The organism is Rhodococcus sp. OK302, from assembly GCF_002245895.1.
Lineage (GTDB): Bacteria > Actinomycetota > Actinomycetes > Mycobacteriales > Mycobacteriaceae > Rhodococcus_F.
Genome location: NZ_NPJZ01000002.1, coordinates 715,033 through 739,177, shown reverse-complemented (window position 1 = coordinate 739,177; position 24,145 = coordinate 715,033). Strand labels below are relative to the sequence as shown.

The window sequence follows — 24,145 nt, the reverse complement described above, 5'->3', positions numbered from 1 at the left end:
CCACACCGATCCGCCACGTCCCGATCTCGACAGGCAAGGAACCCATGTTCGCATCGACCACCTATGACCGGCTCTTCATCGACGGAAAATGGGTCACCACCCACGACCAACGGACCACCGCGGTGACGAACCCGGCGACTGGAACGACGATCGGTACCGTACCCGAGGGTGGTGCCGCAGATCTCGACGCTGCGGTGGATGCAGCCCGACGCGCGTACGACGACGGTCCGTGGTCGAGAATGTCCTTGCGAGAGAGATCGGTCCTGCTTCATCGGTTCGTCGACGTTCTCGACAGCCACCGCTCGGAACTCGCGTCGACGATCACCGCCGAGTCCGGGGCGCTACCCACCCTCGTAGCGGGCACCCATTTCGGTATCGGGTTCGGTCGTTTTCGACATGCGATCGATTTGGCCGGGAGTCAGCTCGATTCGGCAACCCCGCTTCGAATGGGTGCGGGTTCGGTGATGGGCGGAACAGCATTAGTTTATCAGCCGCGCGGGGTTGTCGGACTCATTACGCCGTTCAACTTTCCGTTGTACCTGAACCTGTGCAAGCTCGGTCCCGCGCTTGCAATGGGCAACACCGTGGTGCTGAAACCATCGCCACTCACCCCGCTGGAAGGTCTGGTTCTCGGTGTAGCGGCCGCCGAGGCCGGCCTTCCACCCGGAGTGATCAATATCGTCACCGGTGGCGGGGACGTGGGCGAAAGTCTTGTTGCAGACCCACGTGTCGACATGATCAGTTTCACCGGATCCGATCGCACCGGCAGTCACATCATGGCTCTGGCGGCGCGGTCACTCAAACCTGTAGTGCTCGAACTGGGTGGAAAGTCTGCTCTGATCGTCCGAGAGGACGCACCGGTCCGACAAGCTGTAGATATCGCATACAACAGTTTCACGCTGCACTCCGGCCAGGGATGCGTGCTCTTGACCCGACATGTCGTACACCGTTCACTGGTGGACGAGTTCCTCGACGGCCTCGCCGCGCGCGCCGAAAATGCGGTCATCGGCGATCCCCTTGACCCTGAAACTACGATGGGGCCGTTGATCTCCCGCGAGCAACAACAGCGGGTAGCCGAGTATGTGGCGATCGGCGAAAACGAGGGCGGAAAAGTCGTCACCGGAGGGCGCCCGATCGACAGAGACGGTTTCTTCTTCTCCCCCACTGTCATCCACGGCGTGACACCGAAAGCACGTGTGGCACAAGAAGAAATATTCGGTCCAGTCGCGGTAGTCCTTGCCTTCGACACTGACGACGAGGCGGTCTCAATCGCCAACGACTCACGTTTCGGTCTGTCTGGTGGGGTTGTCAGTGCCGACACCGGCAAGGCATGGGAGATCGCCCGACGTATGAAGACCGGGTCGGTTCGAATCAACGGCGGTGGAACTGCCCTCGACGCCGACGCTCCGATCACCGGTTACGGCGCATCCGGGATCGGCGCTGAGCACGGGCTCGCCGGACTCCTCGAGTTCGGACAACCCCAGGCCATCGCGTTCCGAGTCGGCTGAGACTTCCCTCGAACGCCGAACCACTACCGCCCGAGAGAGCGTGGGATACCCATGTCCGAACCTAGTCATGTCCGCGAACACTTCTACATCGGCGGGCGGTGGTCACAACCATCGACGTCGAGCAAGATCGATGTGATTTCACCGGCAACCGAGCAGGTGATCGGTTCGGTGCCCGATGCCGGTCCAGCCGATATCGACGCTGCGGTAGCGGCCGCGCGGACCGCGTTCGATCATTCGGACTGGCCATGGCTCAGTCTGATTGACCGAGCTGAGAAAATGCGCGACCTGGCCAAGGCCATGACCGACAGAGTCGAGGATTTCGCGCACACCATCACAGCCGAGATGGGATCGGTGATCTCGTATTCCAAGGCAGGCCAAGCACCTGGCCCCATCATGATGCTCGAGTACTACGCGGACCTCGCAGAATCGGTGCAACTGAAGACGTCCCGCAGCGGAGTGGCCGGCGAATGGGCACTGCACAAACAACCTGTCGGGGTAGTCGGAGCAATCGTTCCATGGAACGGTCCTATCTTCTTGGCGATGTACAAGCTCGCTCCTGCACTCTTGGCCGGTTGTACCGTTGTTCTCAAACCGGCTCCCGAGTCACCATTATCTGCATACCTGCTGGCGGAAGCACTCGACGCCGCCGGATTTCCACCCGGCGTCGTCAATATCGTTCCGGGAGGACGCGAGGCCGGCCGACACCTAGTCCGGCATCGTGACGTAGACAAAATTGCGTTCACCGGCAGTACCGCCGCCGGTCGCACGATCATGGTCGACGCCGCCCAGGACCTCAAGCGGCTCAGTTTGGAATTGGGAGGTAAGTCCGCAGCCATACTGCTCGACGACATCGACATCAATTCCGTGTTGCCGGACATCATCTTCGGCGTGTGCCAGAACAACGGCCAGATCTGTGTATCCAACTCCCGCTTGCTTGTTCCTCGCCACCGCGAAAGCGAAATCGTGGAAGCCGTCGCGGCGGCGATGGCGCAACAAATTGTGGGTGATCCGTTCGACGAGTCGTCGATGATCGGTCCCCTTGTCGCACAACGTCAACGCGACCGAGTGCTCGGTGCCATCGACGGTGCTGTCTCGGACGGATCGACTATCGCAACTGGCGGCGGTCGACCAGCTGACTTGGAGAAAGGTTGGTACGTACAGCCCACAGTTATTGCGGATGTTTCCGCGGATCAGTCCGTCGCACACGACGAACTCTTCGGCCCCGTGCTGTCGGTGATCCCCTACGACTCCGACGCACAGGCAATCGAGATCGCGAACAACACCATCTACGGTCTCGGCTCCGCGGTCTTCACACCGGACATCGAACGTGCCGAGAACATGGCCATGCGCATTCGTGCAGGAACCGTCAATATCAACGCCCATATCACCGACTTCCATACACCGTTCGGAGGTTGGAAACAGTCCGGATTCGGCCACGAGGGTGGGCCAGAGGCTCTCGCTGAATACCAACAGACCAAAGTCGTAGGGTCGTATTTGTGAGCGGGGAACTCGAAGGCCGCGTAGCGCTGGTAACAGGTGCCGCACGAGGTCAAGGACGAAGCCACGCAGTCTATTTGGCGCAGGCCGGGGCAGATGTAATCGCCGTGGACATAGCCCGTCAAATCGAGACCGTAACCTATCCGATGGCAACCGAATCGGATCTGGACGAGACCGAACGCATAGTTCGATCACTTGGCCGACGAATTGTCTCTGTCGTCGCCGACGTGAGAGATTCCGTCGAGATCAGGTCCGCAATCGATACAGCAGTATCTGAACTGGGCCGACTCGATATCGTCGTCGCGAACGCAGGCATCTCCGGATACGGAAGCATCGAGAAAGGTCTCTCCGACGCAGCCTGGAGCAACGTCGTAGATACCAACTTGACCGGCGCCTGGAATACCTGCGCTGGGGCCATGCCCCACATCACCGCCGGCGGTAGCGGAGGTTCGATCGTGCTCACAAGTTCGGTCGGCGGGCTACGCGGGATCCCGAACATGGCGCACTACAGTGCCGCCAAACATGGATTGATCGGACTGACCCGCACACTTGCACTCGAGTACGCATCACAGTCGGTGCGTGTCAATGCAGTCCTTCCCACCTCTGTGCGCACCTCGATGATCATGAATCCTGTGACATTCTCACTGTTTCGGCCAGACCTCGAAGAACCGACAATCGACGACGTCCGCAGTGCGTTCCAGGCCGCCCACGCACTGCCAGTGCCCTGGATCGAACCAGAAGACGTCAGTAAAGCAGTCCTGTTTCTGGCCTCCGACGACGCTAGGTACATCACCGGCGTCGCACTACCCGTCGATGCCGGCGCGTTGCTGAAATAGATTGCAAGACAGCTAGTTACGAAAGCGACAACTAGTTTGGCAGACTGTCGATCTGCTGACAGCGAGAGCTTCTGCGTTCTAGGCATTGATGCGACAGCGCACCTCATCCTGCGGGCTTTGGTCCCGATACGCGAGTCGGTGGTCTCTAGATCCAGGCACGAGTGGCCACGAACACCGCGGTTTCTTCACGATTCCGAACCGGTGTGACTCCCTCTGCACCGAAAGGCGCACACACTGACTAGTTCTCGTACTTGATGCTTCTCGTGTACGCCACAGACGCGGCAAATCATGGGTTGTCCCCGGTTGGGACCTACGCCGCACACCAGGAGGTAGCACTGCGCAGGCCTGTCAGTGGTTGGTGGGAGTGTGGTGTCAACATGCACTCCGATATGGACACCGACTTTGCTATTGCTGCAGTGTTCGAGAACCTGCATCGGTAGTGAACTACTCGACCTCGATCCGATCGATCAGTCCCCACTCGAACGCACGAGGTGCAGTGATCGCAGCACCGGAAACAAACAGATGATAGGCACGCCAGCGCCCAATCCGACGCGGAATCGACACTGTGCCACCGGCTCCCGGGATCAAACCCATTCCGATCTCCGGGAGCCGGAACACCGTTCCGGGGTGCGCGCTGATTGACTGGGCAAATGCCGGCACTTCGATCCCCGCACCGACGCAACTGCCATGGACGTGCACTTCGATTCGATCAGCCAGTCGGGCCATCAAACGCGCCGCCCCGGCTCGGGTCCGAATCAGGTGTGCGATAGCAAGATCCGGAGTGGTCCCGAACTCATCCAGATCGCCGCCCGCAGAGAAGGATGGTCCGGCTCCGTCGAGCAGGACCTTCTCAATACTGGAGTCCATCAGTGCAAGTTGTAGTGCGGCCACCAGGCCGTCGCGCACCTGCGCACCGTAGGCGTTGCGCCGTTCCGGGCGGTTGAGGGTGATGTGCAGCAACGCATCACGGCGATCGATCAGTACCGGTTCCTGCGGTGCCGGAGGCGGCAGTGGCCTCGGTCCGCGGCCCTCGAGCCACCGACGAAAGTCCGGGGTACCCAGGAGTGTCGAGTAGGCCAACGATTCCACATCCAGGGCAGCCGGAATGGATAGATCCTCACCCAATCGCAGAACCTGCGAAGCAACCACGGATGCATACGGGTTCTCATGGAAGCGTTCGAAGAAAACTGCCAATTCGGCATCGACATCTTCGACGTTCACGAACACCCGAATACTCGAATCCTGGTACGAACTGACGGTAGTGTCGAGTGCCTGTGCAAGTGTTCTGGTTGCTGCGTCAGGTGCCTTGGTGGAACGACCGACAACAACGCGGTCGCACTCGAGAACCTTGGCAGCGGCAGCCTTAGCGACGTCCTCGGACATCGACTGATCGAGGTCGACAGCTATCGCTGCATCGTCGAGAGCACCGCCCTCGGCCAGAATTGGATGATCGAGTGCCCCGTCGACAACGTCCGTCGGAGACAGCAAGCGAACCTTATCGATCATCTTCGTCCTTCAAACTGGCGGGCACCGAATAGCATCTCCACGTGCGGGATTGCCTTTCCGATAATGATTTTCGGAGTGTAACATCGAACGATGTTTGCCTGGCCGGACGCCGTTGACGAGACCGAGCGGATCCAGGATTGGTTGAGCAGTGGCATTGTGCCCCTCACCGGAACAGCGGATGGTCCTCCCCTGATTCCCCCGGGAAATGCAGCAACAATCGCCAACAGCCTGGGTTCCTTCATCGGCGCCGGCGGCGACGGCGCCCGTTTCCTTTCCGAGCGCGCAGCATTCACGGGAATGACCCGGAACGGCAACATCGCGGTCGGAGGGAAAACTCGTCTGCTCCCCACCTCTGACGGTTGGGCCGCCGTGTCCTGTGCCCGCGAGAACGATCCACACCTGTTGGGCGCACTGATATCGCAGGACATCGCCGACGATCCGTGGCCCTCCGTCGCCGCCTGGTTGTCCGCTCACCGTGGTTCCGAACTAGCCGAGCGAGCCATGCTGCTCGGTCTTGCTGCTGCACCCGTCCGACGCAGTGCCACTCCCGTTCCTACTCCGACAACCCGCCGCTGCGTTGACGGAATGCTCGTCGTCGATTTCAGCGCACTCTGGGCCGGTCCACTCTGCTCACATCTCCTCGGGGCTGCCGGGGCACGAGTGGTGAAAGTCGAGACAACCACCAGGGCTGACGGAGCGAGGTTCGGAAATCCGGAGTTCTATTCGCTGCTACATTCCGGACACGAGTCCGTCGTACTCGATCCTGACACCACGGCCGGGCGGTCAGCGTTGGCTCGTTTAGTGGGGCAGGCAGACATCGTGATCGAAGCATCAAGGCCGCGCGCACTAATCGGCTTCGGTCTCGACGCCGACGCAGCGGTCTCGTCCGGGACTACCTGGATTTCCATCACCGCAGCCGGACGCAACTCGCAGCGAATCGGTTTCGGCGACGACATAGCGGCGTCAAGTGGCCTGATCGCACACGACGCCACTGGATCTCCGGTTTTTGTCGGCGACGCCATTGCCGATCCGTTGACCGGACTTCTTGCTGCGGCCCTCGCGATGTCCGAAACACCTTCCGGTGCGGGGCATCTCTGGGATATTTCGATGACGGACCTCGTATCGTCCACACTGCCTCCTCACCCGCAGACCAAGATGCCGGAATACGACGCCAGGTTCATGGCTCTGCCGCGCAAGGGCGCAGGTGTCGGCGTCGCGCCGTCTTCCGGAGCCGACACCCAGTCAGTGCTTCGCAGCCTCGGAATCGATCTCCCGTGAGCGAGCTGTTGATCACCAACTGCGTGATCGAATCTGTTCCCGGACTGGATATTCGAATCGAGAATGGACTGATCACCGAGATCGGACACCACCTCAGCCGCGGCAACGAAGAGGTTGTCGACGCCGCGGGAAACGATGTCATTCCGGGATTGTGCGATCACCACATCCATCTCCACGCCCTGGCTGCACGCCGTGCTTCCGTCGAATGTGGTCCGCCGCATGTCCGGACTTCAGCAGAACTCGCTGCAGCACTGCATAGTTCACCGGGCACCCACGGCTGGGTACGGGGCGTCGGCTACTTCGAGTCAGTTGCCGGAGACCTCGACCGGGATCAACTCGACCGCCTCCACGTTGCACGCCCCGTCCGTATTCAACATCGGAGCGGCGCTCTGTGGATTCTCAATACAGCCGGAATCGAAGCAACGGGAATACAACGGGCCGATCACCCTGGCATCGAACGAGATTCGAACGGACATCCAACCGGACGAGTGTGGCGAGCCGACGCCTGGCTCCGTGATCGCATCCCCGGGAACGCTCCCCCGTCGTTGAGTACCGTCGGGTCCGAACTCGCCGAGCTCGGAATCACGGCCGTCACCGATGCAACCCCTGACCTCGATGACGATGGTATCGCCTCGATCTCCGCGGCGATGTCCACAGGCGAACTCCCACAACGGGTGCACCTATTGGGCGCGCCCTTGGGCAGCCGGCAGTTCTCGGATCGTCTGACCGTCGGCCCGTACAAGATCGTGCTTGCAGATTCCGGGCTTCCAGATCTCGAAGAACTGGCTCGAATAATCAGTGCTCACCACGCCCTCGGTCGGCCCATCGCAGCGCATTGCGTCAGCCGCGAAGCACTGCTGATCCTGCTGGCAGTCCTGGGCGAGGTCGGCTCAATTCCCGGCGACCGGATCGAGCACGGAGCACTGATTCCGGCTGAGTCCGTCGAGGAAATCGGTCGGCTCGGGCTGACCGTGGTCACTCAACCCGGGTTCATCGCCGATCGCGGCGACGACTATCTCGAACACGTCGACCCGATCGATATCGGCGACCTTTACCGCTGCCGGACTCTAATCGATTCGTCTGTGCCCGTTGCCTTTTCCAGTGATGCCCCGTACGGGCCACTAAGTCCGTGGGCAGTAATCGCAGCAGCGCAGGACCGCAGGACGCCGGGAGGCGTCATCCTCGGCGGGACCGAGGCGATCGACTACACCCAGGCCCTCTCGGCCTACCTCAGCAGTCAGGGTGATCCGGGTGGCCCACCCCGCCGCGTACGGATCGGCGCGCCCGCCGATCTCGTTGTTGTTTCCCACGACTACGAGCCAGTTGCCACCGTCATCAATGGCAGACGAATCCACTGACGTGGCGCTCTAACCCACCGAACCGTTTCGGCGAAGCACAGAGATCTGTGCTTACGCTACCGACGGGTGATGGCGCGGTGTGGACGCAACGTGCACTCGTCGCACTGTGCTGCATTCGATCTTCGTCGTCTGGCACACGTTCACCCACGACGCCTTCTACCGAGATCTCGGGAACTACTTTCCCAAGGGCACCGACCTGAGCATGCATCCCCTGCAGTATCTCCTGGCGGGCGATGAAACGGTTCATCTCAAGCTGGCACGTGCAGCGCTTCCTGTCCGCCTTCTCAGGAATTTCACCGCATTTCCAGCCGCTCCGACACAGGCTCTCGGTGCCCAAATGGCATTGTCAAGTTAACGGTACTTGGGTCCGGCTGGCAGGATCGGCTTGGTGAACACCGCAGCGCCGTCGTACAAGCGTCACCGCTTCCCGGTCGACATCATCCAGCGCTGCGTGTGGTTGTACTTCCGCTTCAGCCTCAGCTTCCGCGATGTGGTGGAGATGATGCTCGAACGCGGTGTCGTGGTGTCCTACGAGACGATCCGGCGCTGGTGCGCGAAGTTCGGGCAGGACTGGGCGAGCCAGCTGCGGCACCGCCGGGCACGACCGGGCAATAAGTGGCACCTCGACGAGATCTTTATGAGGATCGACGGCGAACAACGCTACTTGTGGCGGGCGGTCGACCAGCACGGCAACGTGCTCGACGTGCTGGTGCAGTCCCGCCGCAATGCCAAGGCTGCCAAGCGATTCTTCCGTAAGCTGCTCAAGGGCCTGCGATACGTGCCGCGGGTGCTGGTCACCGACAAGCTGGCCAGCTACACCGTCGCGCATCGCGACCTGCTCGGCTCCGTCGAGCATCGACGATCCAAGTACCTGAACAATCGAGCCGAGAACCCGCATCAGCCGACCCGGCAGCGCGAGCGGGCGATGAAACGCTTCAAATCGATGCGGCACGCGCAGCAATTTCTGTCGGCGTTCTCGTCGATCTCACCACACTTCCGGCCACACCGACACCGATTGTCGGCGGGTGAGTACCGGCAGGTGATGGCCGACCGGTTCACCATCTGGCGTGAGATCACCGACACCGCGGTCGCCGCCTGAACCACTCACAGCAACATCCGAATCGGACAATGCCACACCCGAATCCTATGCCCTGCAGAACCTCTCAGTTAACGTGACAATGCCGGCAACTGGCCGGACTGAAGGGCAACTTCTCCACTATCCGGCTCATCTGGGGCGACGGCGGCTACCCGGGTCGACTGCTCGGCTGGGCGAAAAGCGTGCTCGCCCTGCAGGTTGAGATCATCAGACGGAGCCCCGGTGCAAGCGGATTTCACGTGCGGCCCCGGGTTTGGGTAGTCGAGCGCACGTTTGCTTGGATCAACAAGTACCGCCGTTGCGTCCGCGCTTACGAGACACGACCCGACCACCACGAGGCCGTCATCCACATCGCCATGATCGGCCTCATGACCCGGCGTCGTGCACGGACATGACCCAGTTTCCGAATGCTCGCTTACATGCGATTCAGGGAGTGGTTCGTCTCGTCAGAAATAGACTTCTTGCAATTCATGAATCGATCCGCTGTCTCCCTCAAGTTCGAAGAGAGACCCATCCCTTAATACGTACATCCGATCACAGACACTTGAGAGCGTCTGAATGTTTTGATCAACCACAAGCACACCCTCGCCGCTTTCACGGGTTAGCCTCAGCAACACTTGCAGAGCTTCGCTGGTGGCCTTGGGGGATAACCCCAGGCTGAGTTCGTCTACCATCAAGATGGAAGGTTTGGCGGCAAGTCCTCGGGCTATCGCTAGCATCTGTTGTTGACCGCCACTTAACAACCCGGCAGGGCGTTGCAATAGTGGCCTGAGCGCCGGAAACCGGCTTAAAATTTGATCTAGGTCTTCGTTGGTCAGTCTGTGTCCGACCGCCAAGGCGCCGACTTGTAGGTTCTCTTGCACAGACAGTGATCCGACGACGCCCCTACCCTCGGGCACATGGATCAATCCAGACCTGGCAGCGCCCACCGGCGACGAAGGAACGGTCACCGAGTCCATGTCGACAAGACCCTCACCGCGACTAATTATTCCGGACAGCGCTCGTAGTAATGTCGTCTTCCCCGCGCCGTTTCGGCCTGTAAGCCCCACGAGTTCCCCTCGAGATACATGCAGGGAGACCTTGTCGAGGACGCGCGCAGGTCCGTATCCTACGGTCAAGTCGGTAACCGCCATCCCCTGTGTCGACAGATCCGCGCGAGATGTTTCCGGCTGCATCTCCGAGGATGACAGAGCGCCGTCAGCTGATTCAACCGCTGAGCATAGATCTAGTTCCCCTGCCCTGGAACCACATTCGCGCTCCCGACTCAGCAGTTCGACAGGCTTGCCGACGAAAGCTTCAAGTACCCGCTCGTCGCGCGTGACCTGCTCTGGTTGACCTGAGGCCAATACCTCCCCTCCGTCCAGTACGGTGACAATATCGGCTACCCGCCGAACAAAGGCAACATGGTGAGCGACAAGTAACACCGTCACGCGTCCGTTGGCACGAAGTTTGCGTATCGCGTTCTCAACAACGTGGATCTCGTCTTCTCCCAGTCCGGCCGTTGGCTCGTCGAGGAGCAAAACCGTCGGCTCTGACACAAATGACCTCGCCAGGTCGACCAGTTTCCGGTCAGCTAGCGAAATTTCATCGGCTCTCTTGTTCCACGTGGACTCTGAAACGCCGACCAGGCGCAGAGCTTCCTCGCACCTTGTTCGAGCATCAGCGTCTGCTTTCCGCCCGAGAGTAGGGCGCAGCAGATCCACGAGCAACCAGCGTCGTTGTTGGCTCAAGAGCCCTAGCGCGACGTTCTCAACTGCGGACAAATCGTCGACGAGCGACGGATTCTGAAAGGTCCGCCCAACTCCAGCAGCACGGATCTCCGGTGGCGACATCTTGGTGGTTGTAAGACCATTGATTCTTATCTCTCCACTCGTCGGTCGGAGTAGACCAGTGATGGTGTTGATCAACGTCGTCTTACCGGCACCGTTTGGACCAATCAGCGCATGGATCTGTCCGTGGGCAATGGTGATATCGACTCCACTAAGTGCATGTAATCCATCGAAAGCGACACCCACGCCGGCAACCTCGATTGCGGCTACTGTAGTCGCTATGGTGTCGCATCCATCGGCAAACTTCCGGCCAGAGTCCACCTCCGGAACATCGAAAGCGTCAGGTGCTGTCTCGCACGCTTCAGCGCTTTCGGGCTCGCCGGCCCTGCCAATCAAAGTCCCCGACCAACTTGGTAGCAGCTTCGCAGTCGCACCGCACCACCCGGAAATGGCTCCCAGGATTCCCGCCGGTGCCAGCACAACAAAGACAAGAAAAGTGATACTCGCGTATAAAGCCTGGTTCTCAGGAGCGCTCTGAAAGACGGAGGGCAATGCCGCAAAAAAGAGGCCGCCGACCAATGGACCCAATAATGTTCCTTGTCCTCCCACGACAACCATCGCTACCAGGGTGATAGACACCGCCGCAGCGAATGAATCTGGTGTGATGACCGTAAGGGCCTGGGAAAGCACAATACCGGCCAACGCCGAACCCAGACCTGTAAAGACAAAGGCGGTCCACTTAACTTGCTTGACCCTGACCCCGAGTAGGGACGCGACCTGTTCGCTCGACCGCACTAGTCGAAGCTCGTGGCCACGCCTTCCGCTGCCGAAATTTGATGAGGCAAATAGTACGACTGCTAAAAAGCCGAACGCAAGGAAATATAAGCCAACGCCATTACCTAGGTCAGCACCAAGAACATGTAGCTCAGGTACAAGCAGCCCAGACTGACTACCGGTGAGATTGACCAACGCACTTGACTGCAGGCCAGCTGACACAACAAATGCAAGAAAAAATGTGACAACTGCTGAACCAAAGTGCGAAAGTTGGACCACCGCAAGTCCGATAATTCCGCATGCAATCAAGGTGACACATAAGCAAATGGTAAGCGCAAGTATCGGAGACAGACCAGCAGTCCTCGCCACCGTCCAGGTATACGCAGCGATTGCAACTAGAGCCCCATGGCCGAACGAAATTTCGCCGAGGTACCCCTGCCAGAGGTTCATTCCGACAGCCACAGTGCCCCACGCCATGCCGAGTATCAGGACGTATTGCCATGAGGATTCACGGACGATCAACCCGAGGGCTGCTAACGCTACAAGTGCCGTGGCCAGGCCGGAATGTCGTCGTAATACGGTTTTTCTGGGCTTTTTTCGCTGTACCGAGTGCTCAAACACGATGTACTCTCCGATCTCCAAAAACTCCCTGTGGGCGAATAACTAAAACCGTAATCAGCGCCGCAAAGATAACTAGGTTTGCCGAGTCGGGCCCGAAGTAGGTTGCCACCACATTACTCAGTAGACCTGCACAGATGCCGCCGACAACCGCCCCAGTCAGGCTTGTGAGCCCAAAAGCGATCGCCGCTGTAAAAGCGTAGAGTAAGTAGCCGTCGAGCATAAACGTCGATACGTAAACGCGGTTTGCGGATAATAGGCTTACAATTGCGGCCAAGAAACTACTGATTCCCCAAGATACGGCAAATAACCGATCGCTACGGACGCCGAGCAACCTGACCGTCTCGCGGGAGTCGGCCATTGCTCGTGTGAGCAGACCGGCACCGGTGTATCGAAAAAATAGACTGAAGCAGCCAAGGAGGATCCCTGCAATAGCGACGGTTTGTATCAGTGAATAGTTTATCTGAATTCCAAGGAGGATGAATCCGCCAGAGCTGAGAAGTTGAGGAAACTGGAATGGTTGGCCCGCACCCCTGAATCGGTCCACGATAGCTGCTAACATCAGCGACAGGGCGAGCGTTCTGATAATTACATTTGTCTTATCCGCCCTCGGTTTGGGACGAATGACGCAGTAGAATGTAAGAACACCCAAGCAGGTGCTGAACAACAATCCTATGATGATGGCCATGCCAACAGGGATGCCGTACTCAACCATAACAGTTAAGGCGACGAACGCAGCTGCGGTTCCCATCATTCCCTGGGCGAAGTTCACGGTGGCAGTCGCCTTGAAAAGCACAACCATCGCAAAGGATAGAAGTCCGTAGAGCATTCCAATAGTCCCGCCGCTCAAGACCGTCTCCAGGAACAGACCCATGCCACTCTCCTATTTGCTCAAAGTTACTTGACGATTCGATTTCATTTGGTCTGCGGTTCATTAGAATTGGGTCCGCGGCCTTGGTCCAGACAAACGGGTGGCCGCGGTCGTTCCATCCGTTGAGGACGGTCCGGATCGCTGCTTCATGATTTCTTGTATCTCGATTCCCTCGGACAGGTAGAGGTCCATGCGCCGGCGAGCGCCGAGACAGGAGGGTCAGGGGATGTGGTCTCGGGACTAATGTCTGTTTCCGATGAGCTGAAGCGTGGGTTGCTCAGTTCGCGTTGGCCAGTCCGTTATTCACGAACAGCGATGCTTTCGATGACTCTCCGTGCGCACTCCCGATCATGGCGACCCATCTTGCATTGGCTTGTGCGCCGGCGATAGGCGTCAGAATTTGTTGAATCGATGCCGCACTTGGGCTGGGGTGTGATCAAACTGGCGCCCGCAATTACTGTGTGCATGATGAGCATTGGCAATTGAAAGACCTCCTAGCTGAGGCGAGGTGACGATACTCGGTGCATCGTCTGCTTCGTCAGCGGATGTGACGGCCGCGCCGTGAATAGGTCAGACCGTCAGGAGACTTCAAGCATGGCAACTAGCTCAAGGGCCTCACGGCAGAACCGGTACGGTGACGGTCTCGGCTGCTGCCTGATACTGACCGTCCTTGACTGTGACTGCCGGCAATGAAGTCAGACCCATGTGCGATTCTCGGGAGAAGGTCATGGGGGGGATGAGGGGACTCACCTGACGGTCCTGCATGGAGGCAAGTGCCTTGACCAGGCTCTCGCTAGTTGGGTCAGGCCCAGCGAGTTCGAGTCCCGCGACCACGGCCTGCGCGATCGCACAACCGAACGTGGTCACTGTATCGATCTCTGAGTCTGGGTAGTATTTTCGTACCGCTTCTAGGCAATCGGCTGCGCTGGGGTCCGTAGGTGGTTTGGTGATGGCCAGGCTGAAGAGAAGATCGTGTGCGCTCCGCGGTGTTCCTTGCAGAAAGGTCTCACCGGGAAGCGAGGTCGTACCGAGGATCGCCCTCTTGGGGAGCTGATCCTTGCCAGCAAGGTAATTCACGATCTTTGTGGTCTCAGCAGGAGCGGATGTGAAGACGACATAATCCGGCCGCGCCTCAGCGACTTGGAGTGCGACCGGTGTCACGTCTGCCCCGAACGGCACGACTGCTGTGCCGAGAAATGAGCCACCCCCATTTTGGACAGCAGCCTCGACCTTCGCCAGTATCGGGTCATTCTGGTCGGACACCGTGCGAACAAGGTAAACGCTTCCTGCGCCGGTCTTCTCGAACGCTGTGGACACCAGAGCATGTGCCTGATCAGGGAAGGTGGGAACCATCGCGAAGGCGTGGGGCACTACTGAGTTCACAAAGGACGGGCTCGACTTTGCCGGGAAGAGAAGCGGTACGCCTGCCTTGTCCAGGACTGGGACGATCGCATCGATCGAGCCCGCACCAGAGCCACCGACAATCGCTATGTTCTGGTCTGTGACCAGCTTCCGTACGTTCTGCACTGCGCGGGCCACATCGAGACCATCATCGAGCAGTGTCAGTTCGATCTTCTTCCCGTCCACGCCGCCAGCATCGTTGACTGCCCGAAAGATCGCCTGCTGGCCTTCGCTCAGAGCCTTGCCGTAGCCCCCCGCCGGTCCACTGATTCCGCTCGTTTCACCGAGTTTGATGACATCGCCATGCGATTCTGCGTTACCTGCGGCCCCGCAGCCGACGAGTGTTAGTGCCACCACAGCGGAGGTAAGCCCGCAAGCAAGTCTGTTAATGTGAAATGACGTGAGCATTACATAACCTTTCGTATTCCCATTCCCGAGAGAATAGGAACCTGTCGTTGTTGAATGGCCCCTAGCGCCATGTGCAGACGGGGGTGGACACCTCGACGGGTCGACAATCCCCGATTAGGGTGATCCTGGCCCTGGATGGAGTATGTCAGTTGCCGATGTAGGAATCGGGCAATCTATTCTGCCAGATCAGGCTGTTCTTGCATGATCCGCGCGAATATCGGCTGAAAATTGAACCATCCAGCGCGTTGATCGTAGAGTGCCGCGACCGCTCGAGCAGTCTCCGCCGGAATTGAGTCCGGCTGCCCGGCAGCTAGGGCGAGAAGCTGTGCCTGGCAAGATCTTTCGAGAGCGATGAACCACCATGCGGCTTCGTCAACCGTCGCGCCGACCGTTAGCATGCCATGATTCTTGAGAATGGCCGCGCGATTCCCACCCAAATTCTCTGCGAGGGAACGACCTTCGCCGTCGTCAAGGACGACGCCGTTGTACTGCTCAAAAACGGAGTGCCTCTCGTAGAATGCGCATGCGTCCTGGGTGATCGGGTCCAACTTCCGGCCGAACGCCGACCACGTCTTTCCATGCAGAGAGTGGCTGTGCGCGACGCCTACGACATCAGGTCTGGCATCGTGCACACTGGCATGTATCGTGATTGCTGCTGGATTGACGGGACCTATTCCCTCGACCAAGTTTCCAGTTCCATTGATCAGGCATAAATCAGATACGCGAATCTGGCTGAAGGACATACCCCAAGGGTTGACCCAGAGGTGGTCGAGGTATTCCGGATCGCGGGCGGTGATATGACCCGTAACTCCGTCGTCGAAGCCGAATCTGCTGAAGATCCTGAAGGCTGCGGCCAGGCGAATCTTCCTATGATTTCGCTCCTCATCATGGGTAAGGAATGTTGGTGGAGTCGGCAGGTCAAGAGTGTGCATTATTGGCTACTCCAGGGGAGGTAATCGGCGGCGAAATTAGCTCCGGCGAGGGTTAGTATTGGGAAATATGCGATGAATCGATTAACTTCGAGGGGGGAAGTGGGTGCTGATAGAGCGCACTCGCATTTCGGAAGCAGAGCTTCTCAACCGTTTCGCGGGGTAGTGACTTCATGTCCCGACTGAAGAGTTCTTGCGAATCAGGCCACGAGGAGTCAGCATGCGGATAGTCAGTCTCAACCATAATTTTATCGGCTCCAATGATATCGAGCATCCGGAATGCCGCTGGATCTTCGATCGACGTAAACCAGAAATTTCGTCGCAGGATGTCAACTGGGTCCGGATCTGACATGCTCCATGTCTCCGAACTGGCAGCCTGCCTGTAAGAACGCGTGAGTCGTTCGATGATCATCGGGACCCATGAGACCCCGGACTCGGACAGTACGATCTTCAGTTTCGGAAAACGCAGTGGGATCCGCGAGAAGATCCAATCAACCACTGCCTGTATGGAGTTCAATGGAAAGAGTGCGACTGTGACATCTGCAGGGGATGCCGCACTCGGTTGACAAATCGATCCTGAGGACCCCACGTGCAAGTTGACTACGGTCTCGGTCTCCTCGCATGCACGAAAGAAAGGATCCCAGTACTGGGAGTAGAGAGAGGGGAGCCCCAATCCCTCAGGGTTCTCCGAGAATGTTACTGACTGGAAACCGCGCTCCTTGTTTTTTCTAATCTCCAATGCCGCCACTTCAGGGTCAAGGAGCCACGGTAATTGGCATGAGATGAATCTGTCGGGATACGCTCCGCACCATTCCTCGAGCATCCAGTCGTTGTACGCCCGAACGGAGGCGAGACCAACATCGCGATCACGCATTCCACTCAACCGCTTCCCAGAAAATCCCCAGACGAATGATGGAAAGTTTAGAGATGCATACACCCCGTTGAGATCCATATCCTTGACTCGCGAATGAACGTCCCAAACACCGGGCCGGAAGTCTTCGTACTTTTGAGGCGCCAAGCTCCATTCCTCGATTGGCCGACCGACTGCTCCGCACATCGTGAGGCGCATAGGGATTCGGTCGTCATCAATATGCCAATACGGGATACCATCCTGATTGGGGACAACTGCTGGAACAAGGTCGCGATACCGCGAGCTTGTACGACTAGTGAAGATATCTGCGGGCTCGAGGACATGATCATCCACTGAAATGAGAGGGCACCATAGTTCCCGAGGGTCGGGGTCCGGCAGAAATGTCGGCTCTAAACGAACCAGTCCTCTTCCCTGACTCTCGACATCTGGGTTGTGGATATCAAGCGCCATTTCTGACTCCATTCAAGCGATGGGGAGGGTGACCCGAGGTCATCTCCGAGAGATACGTCGACGTGAGGTATGAGGAGTGTGAACCCGATCACGTTACCCTTACGGTTGGAAGGTATACGACGGCCGGGAGCCTGTCAACGGATTCAGTGGTTCACGAGGACATTCGGGTTAACGGCAAACTTCAGCACATAGTGTGCGCGACCTGACCACCCGAATGTCCTGCAGCCGGTTGTCCATCACCAGATGCAGATCCCGATCGGGATCTGCCCGAGCAACGTGTTTCAGAAACACCAGAAACTCCTGGTGACTGCCGGATCCGGCAGATCCCGGTCCCCTTGCCCGTCGCCACCCCCAGCGCCGCATACAAGGTCGTGGTCCTGGGTCTGTCGCTCGGGAATCCCGATCTGCATCTGCAGCGCGGGAGCTGTCCGGTCGAGGGCCTGATCTGGGACTTCTCATCCATGCACAACACAATCGCCTTCTCCGGCGGATTCAAGGTACAGGCCAACAATGTCGGTGACCTTCTCGACCAGTTCCTGGGCAGTGGAGGACTTGAACGTCTCCGATCGCCACGGCTGGACCTCATGCTCCCGCCACACCCGCGCCAGCGTCCCATGCCCGAACCCGAGATGGTCGGCGAGAAGACGTGAATTGCCTTGCTGCCCTTGTTCCTGTGGTCGAGCGGGGAGAGTGCGTCCTGCAGCGCGCGGGGTATTCTGTCGCAGTCGGGGGGCTGCATCGCTGGGAGCCGTGGGAGTTGGCGCGGGATGGCCGGGGCGATCCCGCGGTCTGGTCCTTGAACCGGGCGGGAAACGGCATCGTGAACGCAGCGTCGATCAGGGCTGGCCCGTCGATAGGTCGCCACCGGATTCCTAGTTCTCGCAAGGCTTCTGCGGTGATGTTGTTGCGCCGGGCGTACAAGTTGGGTCCGATCCCTTCACTCTTCCGGCGGCGACCGCGACCATGGAGCCTTGACCTCTTCGGGTCACAGTGCACAACGAGACAGATGGTGCGATCGGCCCGAGAGGTCATGCGGCCGCGTGCCTCCAGGGTGCGACAGCGCCGCAGTTCGAGCGGCGGTGGTGAGTCTGTCGGGCCATCGGGGCTTGCCGGTGCGTGCAGACGCTGTCAAGTGCGTGGTCCGGTGCGCTTGCACCTGAAGGCCTTCGCACTGACCGGGTCGGCGAGGGTGTGACTGCAGCGCTGGCACCGCTCAAGCTCGAACTCTACGAGGTAGCCGCAGCCGGGGCAGATACCTGTCCGGTGTCATGCCGAACGTCACGAACAGTTCGCCGGCAGCCGCCTCATCATAGGGTTCCCACGTCATGACGAACCGGATCAGGTGCCTATCCTCACGGTTCATCTCACACTTCCTGCGCGGTCCAGACATCCAGACAACTGGGCCGTCAGCCGAGTAGGTTGCCGTCCGGATCGATGGCCCTCAGGTACTCGAGTTCGGTAGCGCTCGGCGCATCCAACGGATGGACATCCGGCGCGAGCTGGACATCCCACCCGGTTGCCGAACGGATCTGCGCGAGCGCCCCGTCGGCGCTCTCCGAAACATCGGCAAACCAGGCAGACAGCACGTACACCCCGTCCTGCCTTCGGAGGTGGCCGATGTCGGTGGCAATGACTTCGAGGTTCGTACCGCAGTAACTGATGAACTTGGCCGTCTCGACAAATTTGCGAGGGTCAGCCGCCACGACGGCAATCGTCGTCACCCGCGCAGCAATGTCCGTACTGCCCCCGCCGCCCACGAGAAAGTGCCCCGACGGCGAACGATTGCTGTTGGCATTCCCCTGGCTGTCGATGACCCCGGCCGAGAGTACAGCGATCGTCGTGTCCGGCGTCGACGGGAGCAACATGCCGAGCACCTCTAAAGTGCTGCTCAGATGGCGCGCGGTGGGCAAATTGCGGGTGTTCGACAGCGTGGCGTCGTGAGGCCTTGGTACGTAGCCGAGGACACCGCTTTCGAAGACGAGGTCGACGACGTGCTGGTTCTCGAGGAGAAGTGTCCTGCCCAGCGCAGCCGCGAGATGCGACAGCCCCGCACCGGCAACGACGGTCCGAGTCCCCGAAGCCCGCGCCACCTTCTCCATGGCTCGGGCACCCGAAACGGCGAGGCGCTCCTCCAACGTCACCTCGCCGACGTCAGCAGAGTCGGGTTCGGTATCGATTTCGTCGATGCGCCAGGATTCGTCGAGGTCCATGGCAACGAGATGCTCGATTCGCTCCCGGCCCAGCTGGCTGAGATACCCCTGCCGCGTCGACACGTCGATCCACTTCCTACTGAACGACTCTGCATCCTCGACGGTTCGAAGGCGCCCCAGTTCGGCCAGGAACTCGTAGTCCTCCCCATACCCGGACGCCCCCTCCACCCGCACCGGGACCGGCGAGGCAGACGGGTGTGCACCCAAGGGCACATGCGCCACCCCGAGAACACGGGCCGCAGGAACCCTCACGTTGCCTGCCCACCGACGCAGGTCGGCTGGCGACACGATGTGATCGGCCGTGAGTATGACTCCCCTCCGGGCGGCATAGACGGTGTGCACGTCCTCGGCGAAGGGCGGGAACAACACCCCATTGCCTTCCCAGTCCGCGACAGGACAGTGGATCAGCGACACATCCGGGCGCAAGGCAGGCATCACCGAGCGCTCCGAGCCATCGAACGGATCCACCAGGCTCCTGACACCGGGGCCGGCCCCCGCGGGCAGGTCCGTGTCGTCCATCGTCCCGGCTGGAACAAAGGGCCAGCCGAGCGCGCCAGCGAGCACCCGCTGTATCAAGGCGAGAATGGACCACTCCTCGACGACAAGAGTGCCGTCCTTCACCGCCTGCGCGAGGATCGAGTTCGGGCGCACCGAGGGATAAGTTGTCGCGGCGAACGAAGTAACCAGCTTGTCCACTCCCCCCGACGCGACGAGGAGGCCGACCTCGGCGCGCAGGGACGCCGAGATGACGGTCAGACCGCACAGACGACCCGACCGCGCCTGGCGGATCACCTCGAAAAGGGCACCGTAGGCACGCGTAGACAGCCAGGGAAAGTGGATCGCGTCGCCAGACTGGACTGCCTGCTCGACGAGCTGCTCGAGAGACCGCACCTGTGAGCGGGCAGGCGCGGTCGCGGTCGCGTCGTACCGGAAGCCGTCGGCCGCTCGCAGTGGCCGACCGACGTCGGGGAAGGTGATGGGTTGCACCCTGGATTCCAATCTGTTGTGGTGGTGCCGGCTAGAGGTCGAGAACCAGTCGCGGAGACCTCGAACGCCCCACGCAGATCATCATCCGGTCTCCGCGCTCGCGCTCCTGGTCCGAGAGCAACAAATCGTGATGCTCGGGCTCGCCTTCGAGGACGCGCGCCTCGCAGGCTCCGCAGAAGCCCTCTTCGCAGTCGGACAGGAAGTCCGGGATCGCTTCGCGCACAACGTCGATGAGAGTTCGGTCCGATGGCACGGTCAGTACCGCGCCGGTGCGGCGCAACTCGACTTCGAAGCTCTCGCCGCCGGATTCCGTCTGGGTCGAGATGCCGCCGCGTGAGATGCTGGATGACGCACCGAAACGCTCCACGTGCAGCGCATGCGGTGCAAAATGCTCACCAACGCGCTCCTCTGTCGCCCGGATCAGGCCCTCGGGTCCGCAGCAGTAGATGGCGGAATCGCTTGGTGCACCGCCGAGGACGGTATCGAGATCGAGCATCCCCTGTACGTCCTGCGGGACGATCTCGATGTTTCCCGTGCCGAGTTGCTCCAGCTCGTCGAGAAAGGCCATCGATGTCTTGCCGCGGCCGCCATAGGTCAGTCTCCACGGCACGCCTCGGCGACTGACCTCGCGGGCCATGGCCAGGATTGGGGTGATGCCGATTCCCCCGGCCAGAAACAGGTATGCGGGGGCATCGACGAGCCGAAAATGGTTGCGCGGTCCCCGCACGGACAACATCCGACCGACCAAGGCCGTGTCGTGGATCTCGCGCGAACCGCCGCGGCCATGCTGGTCCCGCAGCACCGCCACTGTGTACGACGTGCGGTCCTCTGGGGCACCGCACAATGAGTACTGCCGAACCTTCCCTGACGGGAGGATCAGGTCCAGATGTGCCCCCGGGGTCCAGGTCGGAAGTTCCGCGCCACTCGCATCGACCAGCCGGATCGAGGCGACACCCTCCGCCTCCCACGTCACCTGCTGCACGAGCAGCTCGTACACGCGCTGTAGATCAGCGTCGAGGTCAGCGTTTGTCATGCGATTTCATCCATTCAGAGGTGTTCGTCTTCGATTTCATGAGGCGGCGTCGCGGTCCCGCGCGGGCACACCGCGGCAACAAAGGGCTGACGCCCCCTGGTGCCGCGGTGTGCCCGAGTCGGTTCCGGGCGGTCACTACCCGTAGATCTGGCGATCGTTAATCTGCTGAGACCAGGTGTACTCGAGCAGGCCTTCGGTCCCCATTTCGCGTCCGTAGCCGCTGTCCTTGACTCCGCCGAATGGCGCGCCCGGATCGAAGGCGGACATGCCGTGCTTGTTGATGAAGGTGACGCCCGCATCGATGTGCTCTGCCAAATCCCATGCGCGGCTCAGGTCGGGCGTCCAGATACTGGAGGTGAGCCCGAACGGCGTCGCGTTCACGAGCGAGATCGCCTCGCTGTCCGAGCGGAAACCGATGATCGGCAGGGCAGGTCCGAACTGCTCGTCACAGACGATCCGTTCCTCTGACCGGACCTGCGTAACCAACGCGGGAAGGTGAAAGTATCCGCCGTCCCACGAGGCCTTATCCCTGACGCGGCCGAACGAACTCACCTTCGCGCCCGATGCTTCGGCCTCGGCGAGAATTGCGGTGAATCTCTTGAACTGTCGTTCGTTGGCCAATGGACCCATCGTGACGTCTGGGTCGAGCCCGTCGCCGACGACCATGTCCTGCAGGGCATCACCGAGCTTGGCGGTAATTTCCTCGAGCAGGGTTTCGTGTACATACAGTCGCTTGACCGCGAAGCAGACCTGACCTGAGGTCACGGTGAACGCGGCCGCCAATTTGCGGATGAGATCATCGTCGACATTGACATCGTCGAGCAGGACCGCGGGGTCGTTGCCGCCCAGCTCGAACACGCCTCTCTTCAAACGTGATCCGAGCGCTTGTGCGACCGCACGTCCGGCCTCCATCCCGCCCGTGAAGGCAATCATTCCGACGTCGGGATGCGCGCTCAGGGCGGCACCAACCCGCTCACCCGTACCGGTGACGACATTCACCACACCAGCAGGCAACGCCGCACCGATCGCCTCGATGGCCTTGAGCACACCCAGTGACGCGAACGGGGAAGGGACGGCGACGATGGTGTTACCCGCGAGCAGTGCGGGGCCGAGCTTGACGCCGAGCAGTGCGATCGGCCAGTTCCAGGGGACGATGGCACCGACGACACCAACCGGCCGGCGATGGACCTCGAGCCGGCCGGTATCGTCGTGCTGGCGGTCGGTAAGGACCTTGTCCAGTGCATCGAGATCATTGAGGTAGTGCGACCACACCCATGGTGAGGACTGAAAGTCCATCACCGATTCCGCGAGGATCTTGCCCATCTCGCGGGTCAACGCCTCCGGACCCGAAGGGTCTATTGCCGCCAGTCGTGCGCCGGCATCGGCGACCAATGCCGCACGCTCGGCAAGGGAAAGACGCGACCAGTCGTACTGCGCCCTCTTCGCGGCGGCGACCGCCAGATCGACGTCGCCTGGCGCGCCGTCGGGTATCGACCCGACGATCTCTGTGGTCCGGGCCGGGTTGACCACTTGAATCCGCCCGCCGTCCACACCGTTGTGCCACTGGCCGTCGACGTACATCTGCATATCCAGTGCGCTCATAGCAGCACCACGCCCTTGGTGATTTCGTTCGCGGCGAGCTGGTCGAGGGCTTTGGGGACTTGGTCCAGTGAATAGGTGGCGTCGATGACCGAATCCAACGGAAGCCGACCATCCATGTAGAGATCGACAAAGGCGGGAATGTCCCGTTGCGGGAGAATCGATCCCGCGTAGGTACCGGTCAACCGCTTCTGCATCAGGAACCCGAACAGGTCGAACGTGGCCGTAACCGATGCGTCCATCACGCCGATGGCCACCGCCAGTCCGCCAGGACGGATGGCCTGCAGCGAGGTCTCCAACGTGCCTAGGGCGCCCACCGCGTCGAACCCATAGTCGGCACCCCTGCCGTCGGTGAGGTCACGGATCGCGTCCACGGCCTCCGCTCCGGACACCGAGATGGTGTGCGATGCCAGGCCCAGATCTCTGGCCCGTTCGAGCTTGCGTTCGGCGATGTCGACCGCGATGACGGTCGTGGCCCCCATCGCCCGAGCACCCATCATCGCGGCGAGTCCGACACCGCCAGCGCCGATGACCACCACGCTGCTCCCCGGCCTGACCTCCGCGCGGACGATCGCAGCTCCCAGACCCGTCGACCATGCGCATCCCAGACCGGCCAGCTTCTCGAGCGGCGCATCCCGTCGAATCTTCACCGCCGCCGATGCCGGCACGACCGCATACTCGGCGAAGGACCCCTGGCAGAAGAGGGTGTGCACGTCCTCTTCCCCGGATTGGAGTCTGGTGGTGCCGTCAAGCATCGTGCCCGAAAAGCCAACGGCGCGTTCGCACAGCGCATACTCACCGCGAAGGCACTGGAAGCACGCATGGCATGAGGTGATGATCGAGCAGATCACGTGATCACCCACCGCGAGTTGCTCCACACCTGCGCCGATGTCGTCGACCACTCCGGCGCCTTCGTGCCCCAGGACGATCGGTCGTGGCGAGGGCAGGTGCCCGGCCAACACTGAGACATCGGTGTGGCAGATACCGGAGCTCACAAGGCGAACCCTCACCTCGCCGGCCTGTGGTCTCGGGTCGGGCAATTCTTCGATGCTGATCTGGCCGATACCTCGGCTGACTGCGGCTCTCATGGACATCTCCTGCGTGTAGGAACGAGTTCCGGGCTACCCGCCCGAATCGGACTGTGAC

At 60.4% G+C, this 24,145-nt stretch carries 16 protein-coding genes and 2 pseudogenes; 7 read left to right on the top strand and 11 right to left on the bottom strand.

Annotation, left to right across the window (positions count from 1 at the left end):
* Positions 1 to 44 precede the first annotated feature (44 nt).
* From BDB13_RS31425 to BDB13_RS31415, 3 genes are read left to right on the top strand one after another with little or no spacing between them, the layout of a single operon-like run.
* Positions 45 to 1,508, top strand: a complete 1,464-nt coding sequence (locus BDB13_RS31425) for an aldehyde dehydrogenase family protein (protein WP_094275861.1) — start codon at positions 45 to 47, stop codon at positions 1,506 to 1,508.
* 51 nt (positions 1,509 to 1,559) lie between these two features.
* Complete coding sequence (locus BDB13_RS31420) at positions 1,560 to 3,008, top strand: aldehyde dehydrogenase (RefSeq protein ID WP_094275860.1); 1,449 nt, start codon at positions 1,560 to 1,562, stop codon at positions 3,006 to 3,008.
* Entirely contained in the window at positions 3,005 to 3,841 is an 837-nt protein-coding gene (locus BDB13_RS31415) for a mycofactocin-coupled SDR family oxidoreductase (protein ID WP_094275859.1), read from the top strand. Before BDB13_RS31420 ends, BDB13_RS31415 begins: the two co-directional genes overlap by 4 nt.
* A 444-nt stretch (positions 3,842 to 4,285) precedes the next feature.
* Here the strand turns inward: BDB13_RS31415 and BDB13_RS31405 are convergent, their stop codons facing one another.
* Positions 4,286 to 5,347, bottom strand: a complete 1,062-nt coding sequence (locus tag BDB13_RS31405) for an enoyl-CoA hydratase/isomerase family protein (protein WP_094275857.1) — start codon at positions 5,345 to 5,347, stop codon at positions 4,286 to 4,288.
* 90 nt (positions 5,348 to 5,437) lie between these two features.
* Between BDB13_RS31405 and BDB13_RS31400 the strand changes: the two genes are divergently transcribed.
* The 4 genes and pseudogenes from BDB13_RS31400 to BDB13_RS31390 all read left to right on the top strand — a co-directional run bounded on the left by BDB13_RS31400 (position 5,438) and on the right by BDB13_RS31390 (position 9,082).
* Complete coding sequence (locus BDB13_RS31400; RefSeq protein WP_094275856.1) at positions 5,438 to 6,625, top strand: CoA transferase; 1,188 nt, start codon at positions 5,438 to 5,440, stop codon at positions 6,623 to 6,625.
* Positions 6,622 to 7,983, top strand: coding sequence for an amidohydrolase family protein (locus BDB13_RS31395; RefSeq protein WP_094275855.1), 1,362 nt, complete (start codon positions 6,622 to 6,624; stop codon positions 7,981 to 7,983). Before BDB13_RS31400 ends, BDB13_RS31395 begins: the two co-directional genes overlap by 4 nt.
* Before the next feature lie 227 nt (positions 7,984 to 8,210).
* A pseudogene (locus BDB13_RS33900) lies at positions 8,211 to 8,375 on the top strand (IS6 family transposase); the annotation flags it as partial.
* A complete protein-coding gene (locus BDB13_RS31390; RefSeq protein WP_141210788.1) occupies positions 8,369 to 9,082 on the top strand; it encodes an IS6 family transposase in 714 nt (237 codons plus the stop codon). The pseudogene BDB13_RS33900 and the gene BDB13_RS31390, both read left to right, overlap by 7 nt.
* Before the next feature lie 443 nt (positions 9,083 to 9,525).
* On the opposite strand, the gene BDB13_RS31380 is transcribed toward BDB13_RS31390, so the two are convergent.
* From BDB13_RS31380 to BDB13_RS31335, 10 genes and pseudogenes are all read right to left on the bottom strand, one after another.
* Positions 9,526 to 12,243, bottom strand: a complete 2,718-nt coding sequence (locus BDB13_RS31380) for an ATP-binding cassette domain-containing protein (RefSeq protein ID WP_094275853.1) — start codon at positions 12,241 to 12,243, stop codon at positions 9,526 to 9,528.
* Complete coding sequence (locus tag BDB13_RS31375; RefSeq protein WP_094275852.1) at positions 12,236 to 13,114, bottom strand: branched-chain amino acid ABC transporter permease; 879 nt, start codon at positions 13,112 to 13,114, stop codon at positions 12,236 to 12,238. Before BDB13_RS31375 ends, BDB13_RS31380 begins: the two co-directional genes overlap by 8 nt.
* Positions 13,115 to 13,726: 612 nt before the next feature.
* Complete coding sequence (locus BDB13_RS31370) at positions 13,727 to 14,866, bottom strand: ABC transporter substrate-binding protein (RefSeq protein ID WP_176459836.1); 1,140 nt, start codon at positions 14,864 to 14,866, stop codon at positions 13,727 to 13,729.
* Between the two features lie 227 nt (positions 14,867 to 15,093).
* Complete coding sequence (locus BDB13_RS31365) at positions 15,094 to 15,852, bottom strand: class II aldolase/adducin family protein (RefSeq protein WP_094275850.1); 759 nt, start codon at positions 15,850 to 15,852, stop codon at positions 15,094 to 15,096.
* 52 nt (positions 15,853 to 15,904) lie between these two features.
* Positions 15,905 to 17,170 (bottom strand): amidohydrolase family protein, encoded by a 1,266-nt coding sequence (locus BDB13_RS31360; RefSeq protein ID WP_176459835.1) that lies wholly within the window; start codon positions 17,168 to 17,170, stop codon positions 15,905 to 15,907.
* A 228-nt stretch (positions 17,171 to 17,398) separates the two neighbouring features.
* Positions 17,399 to 17,823, bottom strand: a pseudogene (locus BDB13_RS33895) (IS630 family transposase); the annotation flags it as partial.
* A 753-nt stretch (positions 17,824 to 18,576) separates the two neighbouring features.
* Complete coding sequence (locus tag BDB13_RS31350; RefSeq protein WP_176459833.1) at positions 18,577 to 20,367, bottom strand: CoA-transferase; 1,791 nt, start codon at positions 20,365 to 20,367, stop codon at positions 18,577 to 18,579.
* A 31-nt stretch (positions 20,368 to 20,398) separates the two neighbouring features.
* Positions 20,399 to 21,400, bottom strand: coding sequence for a PDR/VanB family oxidoreductase (locus BDB13_RS31345; RefSeq protein ID WP_094275847.1), 1,002 nt, complete (start codon positions 21,398 to 21,400; stop codon positions 20,399 to 20,401).
* A 135-nt stretch (positions 21,401 to 21,535) separates the two neighbouring features.
* Positions 21,536 to 23,002, bottom strand: a complete 1,467-nt coding sequence (locus BDB13_RS31340; protein WP_094275846.1) for an aldehyde dehydrogenase family protein — start codon at positions 23,000 to 23,002, stop codon at positions 21,536 to 21,538.
* Positions 22,999 to 24,087 carry a zinc-binding dehydrogenase gene (locus tag BDB13_RS31335; protein ID WP_094275960.1) on the bottom strand — a complete coding sequence of 363 codons (1,089 nt, stop codon included), beginning with the start codon at positions 24,085 to 24,087 and terminating at the stop codon, positions 22,999 to 23,001. The genes BDB13_RS31340 and BDB13_RS31335 overlap by 4 nt, the downstream gene beginning before the upstream one ends.
* Positions 24,088 to 24,145 lie beyond the last annotated feature (58 nt).